7 protein-coding genes are annotated in these 7,553 nt (G+C 70.6%); 3 read left to right on the forward strand and 4 right to left on the reverse strand.

All coding sequences use genetic code 11. The features are described from left to right. Nucleotides 1-47: 47 nt before the first annotated feature. From DWB68_RS14490 to DWB68_RS14500, 3 genes are read right to left on the reverse strand one after another with little or no spacing between them, the layout of a single operon-like run. A complete protein-coding gene (locus DWB68_RS14490) occupies nt 48-3,191 on the reverse strand; it encodes a YhgE/Pip family protein (RefSeq protein ID WP_119425834.1) in 3,144 nt (1,047 codons plus the stop codon). Next, complete coding sequence (locus tag DWB68_RS14495; RefSeq protein ID WP_158588328.1) at nt 3,188-3,871, reverse strand: TetR/AcrR family transcriptional regulator; 684 nt, start codon at nt 3,869-3,871, stop codon at nt 3,188-3,190. The genes DWB68_RS14490 and DWB68_RS14495 overlap by 4 nt, the downstream gene beginning before the upstream one ends. A 56-nt stretch (nt 3,872-3,927) precedes the next feature. Then, nucleotides 3,928-4,620, reverse strand: coding sequence for a GntR family transcriptional regulator (locus DWB68_RS14500; protein WP_119425836.1), 693 nt, complete (start codon nt 4,618-4,620; stop codon nt 3,928-3,930). 102 nt (nt 4,621-4,722) lie between these two features. Between DWB68_RS14500 and DWB68_RS14505 the strand changes: the two genes are divergently transcribed. Further along, the gene (locus DWB68_RS14505; RefSeq protein WP_119425837.1) at nt 4,723-5,310 is read left to right on the forward strand and encodes a hypothetical protein; all 588 of its coding nucleotides are present in this window, start codon (nt 4,723-4,725) and stop codon (nt 5,308-5,310) included. Nucleotides 5,311-5,349: 39 nt separating this feature from the next. After that, the gene (locus tag DWB68_RS14510; protein ID WP_119425838.1) at nt 5,350-5,823 is read left to right on the forward strand and encodes a hypothetical protein; all 474 of its coding nucleotides are present in this window, start codon (nt 5,350-5,352) and stop codon (nt 5,821-5,823) included. Between the two features lie 128 nt (nt 5,824-5,951). On the opposite strand, the gene DWB68_RS14515 is transcribed toward DWB68_RS14510, so the two are convergent. Beyond that, a complete protein-coding gene (locus DWB68_RS14515) occupies nt 5,952-6,269 on the reverse strand; it encodes a hypothetical protein (protein WP_119425839.1) in 318 nt (105 codons plus the stop codon). 140 nt (nt 6,270-6,409) lie between these two features. On the opposite strand from DWB68_RS14515, the gene DWB68_RS14520 reads away from it, so the two are divergent. Further along, on the forward strand, nt 6,410-7,213 hold the full coding sequence (locus DWB68_RS14520) for an SDR family oxidoreductase (protein ID WP_119425840.1): 804 nt from the start codon (nt 6,410-6,412) through the stop codon (nt 7,211-7,213). The last annotated feature ends 340 nt before the right edge of the window (nt 7,214-7,553 follow it).

Here is a 7,553-nt window from a genome sequence, read left to right on the forward strand (position 1 = left end):
ACGGGCGGGCACCCCCGCTCACCTCGCCCGTCCGTCGCGCCTCGTCCTCAGTCCTCGTCGCGCTCGGTGTGCGAAGCATCGGTGCCCTCCGGCTCTTCGCCCGGGCGCTCGGCGCCGTCGGAGCGCTCGTGCAGATCGGCCGGCTGAGGGGCGTCGGTTGATTGCTCTGCAGTGGCCTGCGGAGTCTGGGCCATCTCGTCTGCTCCGCCGAACTGGTGGGGCGCGTCGGCCGGTGCCGAGGCGTCGGGACCCTGGCTGTCCTCCTCTGAAGAGCTGCCGAGCGGGGCCTCGGCGGGCGCGGCAGGGATCGAGTCCGGATGCGGTGGGTTATCCTCGGCCGACAACTTCGCCGACGCTACGTGTCGGCCCCCGCGGTCGATCTCCGCTGCGTTTTCGGAAGTCGTCACATCCTCGGTCTCCGCGCGGGCTGACTCCATGAGTTCGTCGAGCCCGCTCGTCGTCGCGTCCTCGTCGCTCGGCGTAGCACCGGTAGCGTTGGCCGCTGTGGCGGCGGCCCGCGCGGAGGCCGCGGCCGGTGCGCCGGCACCCACCAAGACCTTTGCCTCGCGAGGCGAGTGGGCGTCGTCGTGCGCCGAAGCGTCGGTGCCCACGAAGCGCGCGTCCTCAAAGGAGTACTCGCCCTGGCTGCGCCCGCCGCCGGGCAGGCCGGGGGCCAGGGTCGCGGTGTCGTAGACCCGCGCGCGGCGCGGGGCCAGGAAAGCAGCGGCCACGAGGAGCAGCAGGCCGATCACGAGGTAGAGCGCCAGGATGCCGTAGGCGGATCCCAGGCCGATCGGCTCGCCGCCGGCCACGAGCGAGCGGAAGCTCGCCACGGTGTAGCTCATCGGCAGCAGCGGGTGCACGCCCTGCAGCGGATCGGGCAGGGTCTGCCAAGGGTAGGTGCCACCCGAGGTGCCCACCTGCAGCACCACCATGATCAGGGAGAGGAAGCGGCCGGGCGCGCCAAACATGGCCACGAGGCCCTGGTTGAGCCAGACGAAGGCCAGCGAGGCGAAGACCGCGAGCCCGTAGAGCTGCCACGGGTGGGCCACGTCGAGGCGCAGGCCGAAGAGGACCACGGCCACCGCGATGGAGGCCTGGACCACGGCCATGATTCCGGAGGGGATGAGCGCGCGGGCAGCGGTGAGCGGGGCGGGCAGGCGGCGGGCCAGGAGCTTGGCGGGTAGCGGAGCCATAAGCATGAAGAACGCGATGCCGCCGATCCACAGGGCCAGGGAGAGGAAGTACGGGCTCAGGCCGGTGCCGTAGTTGGCCATCGAGTTGGAGCTCGCCTTGTCCAGCCGCACCGGGTCGCTCGTGACCGAGGAGAGGTGATCGCGGTCGGAGGCCGAGTAGTTCGGGACCTCGTCCACGCCGTCCGCGAGGCCGTCGCTGAGCTCGGCGGAGCCGTCCTTGAGCTTGCCTAGGCCGGCGTCCAGATCCCGCGAGCCGGTGGAGGCCTGGTCCGCGCCCGTGACGAGCGAGCCCGTGCCGTCCGCGAGGGAGTGCGCCCCGGTGTTGAGCTCGGAGGCGCCGGCGGCGAGCTTGGCTCCGCCCGTCGCGGCGTCCGATATGGCGCCCGTCAGGGTCGGGACGGCCTTGGCCAGCGCGCCGGTCCCGTCGGCCAGGGTGGCGGCGCCGTCCTTGAGCTTCGGGGTGGACTCGGCCAGCTTGGCCGTGCCGTCGGCCAGCTGCTGATTGCCGTCCGCGAGATCCTTGGCGCCCCGCGCCAGGGCGGGGGTGGACTCGGCCAGCTGGGCGTTGCCGCCGGCGACCTGCTGCGCGCCGTCGTTGAGCTGGCCGACCTTGGTCTTCAGGGTGCCCGCGGCGGCGTCGACCTTCTTCGCCGAGGCGATGAGATCGTCGATGCTGGTGCCCTGCTGGTCCTTGACGATGCCGGCGGATTTCTCGGCGGCGGCGATGGCCTGCTGCGTCTTCGAGGCGCCCTGCGCCACGGCCGGGAGATCCTTCTGCAGGGCCCCCAGCTTCTGGGCCACGCTCGGGTTGTCCTTGATGAGCTGCTTGACGGCGGGGTCCTTGAGGATCGCCTCGAGCTGCTTCTGCGCGTCCGCGGCGGTGCCTGCCACGTCCACCTTGGTGGCGGAGCTGAGGCCCGTGGTGTCCTCCAGTAGGGTTCCCAGTGCGCCGAGCGTCTCCTGCGTGCCGGCGCTGATGGAGCCCACGTGCTTGGCCACCTCGGCGGCGGTGTCGCTGAGTTGCTGGGTACCGGCGGCGACGGCCGCGGAGCCCTTGGCGAGCTTGCCGGCCGCCTCGTTCACGGCGGTGGCGCCGTCGCTGAGCTTGGCTGCGCCGGAGGCGGCGGAGGCCGCGCCGGTCTTAAGCTTGCCCGCGGCGTCGTCCACGGCCGCCGTGCCGTCCGCGATCTGGCGCGCGCCATTGTTGAGGGCCGTGGCCTGCGAGGGCAGGGAGGCCGTCTTGTCCTTGAGCTGGCCCAGGCCGTCGGCGAGGGTCGAAGCGCCGGAGGAGAGGGTGGAGGTGCCCGAAGCAAGCTTCACGGCGCCGGCATCGAGGGTCACGGTGCCGTCGGCGAGCTTCTTCAGGCCCACCACGAGCTGGCCCGCTCCATCCTGGGCATCGGCCGAGCCGTCCTTGAGCTGGGAGGCACCGTCGGCGGCGTCGGCCAGGCTGCCGTGCAGATCGGTGAAGCCGACGTAGACGTTCTTGAGGTACTCCTCGGAGACCTGGGTGCGGACGGAGTTCGTGACCTCGTTGCCCACCGCCTTGGCGATGGTGCCCATGAGGTAGTTGGAGGCGTCGTTCGTGCGGACCTGGAGCGCCGTGGCGGTCGCCGCCTGGGGGTCGTCGTCGCCAGCGGAGGCCACAGCGGCGGAGAAACCCTTGGGAACGGTGAGAACGGCCAGGGCCTTGCCCTCGGCAAGCGCCGCGTTGGCGTCTGCTTCGGAGGCCTCCCTCCACTGGAGGTTTGAGGCCTCCGTGGAGTCCTGCAGCTCCTTGACGATGTCAGGGCCCAGGTCGATGCTCTCGCCCGTGGAGGTCTTGGCGGTCGTGTCCAGGTTGACCACGAGCGCCGGCACGTTGTACAGGCGCCCCGTGGGGTCGGAGTTCGCGGCGATGAGCACGCCCGCATAGATGAGGGGGATGAGCGCCACGCCCGTCAGCGAGACGAGCAGGCGCAGGTGGCTTTTGAGCCAGATCAGGATCTTCTTCACGCGAGGGCCTCCGCGTCGGTGGTGCTGCGGTGGTGACGCGCGTCCCGCGCGCCCGGGGTGGGGGCCTGCTCGACGGCGGGCGGGGCCAAGGGCGCGCCGGTCGAGGCGGCCAGGTGGAACGCGAGGAGCGAGACGATCCGATCGGTCATGGCGGCGACCGAATCGGCCCCGCCGAAGTCGGATTCGAGCCACGTGGCCACGAGGCCCACCGTGCCGTGGGCGAGGAACTCGTCAACCTGAGCCGGGGCCTGGGGTGAGTCGAGGGCGGTGCGCAGGGGGGAGTGGGTGCGCAGGCGTTGCGTCAGCGTGTCGGTGAGGGCACGCAGCACGGCGAAGCCGCCCGGGCCGCGGATGGCGTGACGAAAGAGCGAGGCGTCGGCGCGCAGGTGTTCGAGCAGGTGCTCGATGCTCGCGAGGCCCGCCTCGTAGCTGTTGAGGTGGTCCTGCGGGAGTGCGTCGTCGAAGAGCGAGTGCAGGTGCGCCGTAGTGGCCGCCACGAAGAGCGTGGGGAGGTCGCCGAAATGCTGGTAGAGCGTGGGGCGGGAGACCTGGGCCTGGCGCACCACGTCGGTGGCGGTGATCGCGGAGGCCTCGCGCTCGCGCAAGAGCTCGGCGGCGGCGCCGAGCAACGCGTCGCGGCTGCGGGCGGCCCGCGGATCTTGAAGTGAAGTCTCTGTCACGTGTAAGAAATTTACACGTGTCATTTAGTTGAGCCAAGTCGGCCCGTGCGTGAGCTTCATCGCACGGGCCGACGGGGAGAGTGGGGCGAGGGGAACGGCTCAGGGCGCACGCCGTCCGCGGTGGGGCGCAGGCGGGCGAAGTGGTGCGTTGCGGCGGCCTCCGCGGCCTTGGCGTCACCGCTCTCGATCGCCGCGAACAGTTCCTCGTGTTCGCTCAGGCCCTCGTCTTCGCGGCGCTCGTCGAAGGCGGCGGGGAGGACGTAGAGCGCGCGGGTGGTCTCGTCGAGTGCGCGGGCGAGCGGGATGCGGATGCGGGCGTTCGGGGTGAGGTCGGCCAGCGTGCGGTGGAAGCGCAGTGCCGCGGCCACGCGCTCGTCCGGGCGGGTGGCCGCGCTTTGGGCCTGTAGGGCCTGGCACAGCGCGTCCACGATGGCCTCCGCCGTGGCGTCGCGGCGGTGCACCACCGTGGCCACCTGGGCCGCCGTTACGGGCTCGAGCAGCTCGCGCAGCTCGACGACGTCGTGCAGGTCCGCCTGCGTCATGGCGCGCACGAGGTAGCCGCGTTTTGGCAGGACCTCGAAGAGTCCCTCGTGGGTTAGCCTCTGCAGCGCCTCGCGCACGGGCGTCTTGGAGACCTGAAACTCCTGCGCGAGGGCAGGTTCAATCACCACCGTGCCTGGTGCCAGGATTCCGGTGATCACGCGATCGCGCAGGGTGGCCGTTAAGCGTTCGGCCAAAGATGTAGCCATGTCTCATCCCCCAAGGTGAGTATCACAATGCCCCTGCAAAAGAATACCTCCGGCTCGGGGCCTGCGCCAGGGAGTTCCGCGGGTGCCGATAGACTGGAGCGCGTGTCTTCTCACACCGTGTCTTCGACCGATCTCGCCCGCGTGCTGGCCAAGCCCACGCTGTATCGAGGCGTGGTCGCCATCCTGTTCGCACTCGTGGGCATCTTCTACGTCCAGGGGACCCCGGCGGTGGCGCTCTCGCTCTCGCTGGGTCTCTGGATGCTGCTCACCGCTCTCTTCATGTGGCCGGTGGCCCGTCTGGCCGGGCTGCCCTCCGCGATGCGCACCGGCGTGACCGGGGCAGTGCTCGCGTGGGCCGTGGCCGGCGTCGCCGCGCTCTTCCTGCGCGATCCCGCGGGGCTCGCCGTCATGGGCGCGTTTGGCCTGGGCCTCGGGGGCCTGTGCGAGCTGATCCCCGGGATCAAGCACCGCGTCATCGGCCGCCCCACGCGCGACATGATCATCTCCGGCGGCATCGGCGTCCTCGGCGCCATCATCCTCGTGTGGGTGGCCCTGGGCATGGGGAACAAGATCGACGTTCACAGCATCTTCGGCACGCTTGCCATGATCGTTGCCCTGCTCGGCGCGCACCTCATCATCGCGGGCCTGGGCTACCGGCACGATGCACGCGAGGCCGCGGGCGCGGCCTAGACTAGAAGTTCCGTTCACATTCAAGGAAGGCCGACGAGAGTGGCTCAGCAGAACACGCCGCAGCGAGGCTGGCAGCAAAGCATCCGCCCCGCCCTCATCATTTCGCTCATCATGGGCGTGGTGGCTGGGGTGGTGGTCAGCGTGGCCTCCGTGGGTGGCACCCGCAACGGCCTGAACCTGCAGCTGGGCGGCATCGCGTTCCTCATCGCCTTTGTGGTGGGCCTGCTCGTGATCTCGCTGCTCATGATGGTCGTCAAGGAGAACCCGAGCGAGCTCGGCCGCGGCTCCGGCGTGCAGCGCTCCTCCGAGCGCAGCGACGAGGACCTCGAGCGCCTCGAGGCCGCCGAGCGCGGCGAGGGTCAGCCCGAGCCGGTCGCGGACCCCGCGGCGGCCTCTGCTGAAGCGCTCGACGACGCCGCCGGCTCGGCCCAGGCGCCGGACGTCGCCGCCGCGGACACTGCGGACAAGCCCCAGGCCGCCGAGACTCAGGGCGAGGAGCAGGCCAAGGCCTGACGCCAGAAACCCGGGCCCACGGCCGCAGGGATTCCTTCCACGAAGACAGCGAGAGGCTCACCCCACCTGGGGTGAGCCTCTCGCTTTGCCGTGCCCGCGTCGTCGGGCAGGGAAGGCGGTGGCGGGCCTTAGCCCTCCGTGCCTTCGCCCCACGTCTCGAGGAAGTCCTCGGGGGAGAGGGAGGCAAGGTCCTCGCGGACCATGGCGAGCACCGTCTCGTCGCTCTCGTAGTTGCCGGCGTCGATGCGGCGCACCTCGGCGCCGTCGTCCAGGCGGCGCACGACCACGGCCACGCCCGTGAAGGCGCTCGAATCGTCGCCGAAGGCGCGTGAGGCGACCTCGGCCACGAAGCGTCCGGCCTTGGCGATGGCGTTCTCGTGTTCGGGGGCCTCCAGCTCGGCCTTGTACACCGAGTCCGCGGTGACCGGGGTGGGGGTCTCGCTCATGTTTCGTTCCTCCTCGTGCGGCCCCGCCTCGGGGCCCGTGCGCCCACTGTAGCGAATAGCAGACGACCCAGGTTCTGGCTAGTCCCAAGCTCACCTTTTTGCTGTCGTCAAGACAGCAAAAGGGGAGTACCGTGAGGGTCATGACTCGTACATACGTGGTGACCGGAGCCGGATCCGGAATTGGCCAGGCGACCGCTGCTCTGCTTTCCGAGCGCGGCTACAAGGTGGTGGGTGTCGACCTCAAGGGCGCCGACATCACCGCCGATCTCTCCAACCATGAGGGCCGCCTCAAGGCCGTCGAGGACGTCCTCGCGGCCACCGACGGTCAGGTTGACGCCATCGTCGCCTGCGCCGGCGTCTCCGCCCCCAAGGCCTTCACCGTCTCGGTGAACTACTTCGGCGTGACCGAGTTCGTGGACGCGCTCGTCCCGACCCTGGCCAAGTCCGACGCCCCGCGCGTCGCCGTGGTCTCCTCCATGGCCTCGCTGCAGCCCAACTCCCCCGAGCTCGTCGAAGCCTGCCTCTCGGGCGACGAGGCCAAGGCGCTGGAGATCGCCCGCGGTCTCGAGGAGCAGGGCCCGGCCATGGGTTACCTGAACTACCCCTCCTCCAAGCGCGCCGTTTCGCGCTGGATCCGCAAGGCCGGCATCACCGAGCGCTACGCCGGCAACGGCATCCCGCTCAACGCCGTGGCCCCCGGCACGGTCATCACCAACATGACCAAGGAGCTGCTCTCCACGCAGGAGGGGCGCGACATGGTGGACGCCAACGTCCCGATGCCGCTCAACTACCACTCCGACGCCGTGGTAATCGCCCGCCTCCTGGCCTGGCTGTCCTCCGAGGAGAACACCCACGTCACGGGCCAGACCATCTACATCGACGGCGGCGCCGACTCCACGCTGCGCGGCGACGACATCTGGACGGGCCTGAACTTCGGCGCCTGATTCCTCATGGCTAGTGCCCCTTCCGTGCGGGAAGGGGGCACGACGGCGGGCGGTCACCTTGCGGTGACCGCCCGCCGTGGCGTTGGAGGACAGGGGTGGCGCCGTCCGTGCCGCTCGCCCCGGTGGCGCCTGGGGTGCCGGCCGTTCCCGGTGGGGCGGCCAAGGTGAGGCCCGCGCCGCGGGTGAGGGGGCGCCGTCGGGCGGGTGCCAGGCCCTCTAGTTGTATTGCCCCGGCAGGTTAGGTACGTCTTCGGCGGGGCGGCGTGACATGAGGAAGACCTCCGGGTGAGGTGTGGAGCTATCTAGGAACCAGCTCTCACCACGGAGGTCTTCATGCCCC

This window comes from Galactobacter valiniphilus (genome assembly GCF_003575975.1).
GTDB lineage: Bacteria > Actinomycetota > Actinomycetes > Actinomycetales > Micrococcaceae > Galactobacter > Galactobacter valiniphilus.

Bases quoted from the DNA above. Each gene is read 5' to 3' on its own strand.
- DWB68_RS14515 (WP_119425839.1), bottom strand. From the start codon at position 6,269: ATGAGCGAGACCCCCACCCCGGTCACCGCGGACTCGGTGTACAAGGCC.
- DWB68_RS14500 (WP_119425836.1), bottom strand. From the start codon at position 4,620: ATGGCTACATCTTTGGCCGAACGCTTAACGGCCACCCTGCGCGATCGC.
- DWB68_RS14520 (WP_119425840.1), top strand. From the start codon at position 6,410: ATGACTCGTACATACGTGGTGACCGGAGCCGGATCCGGAATTGGCCAG.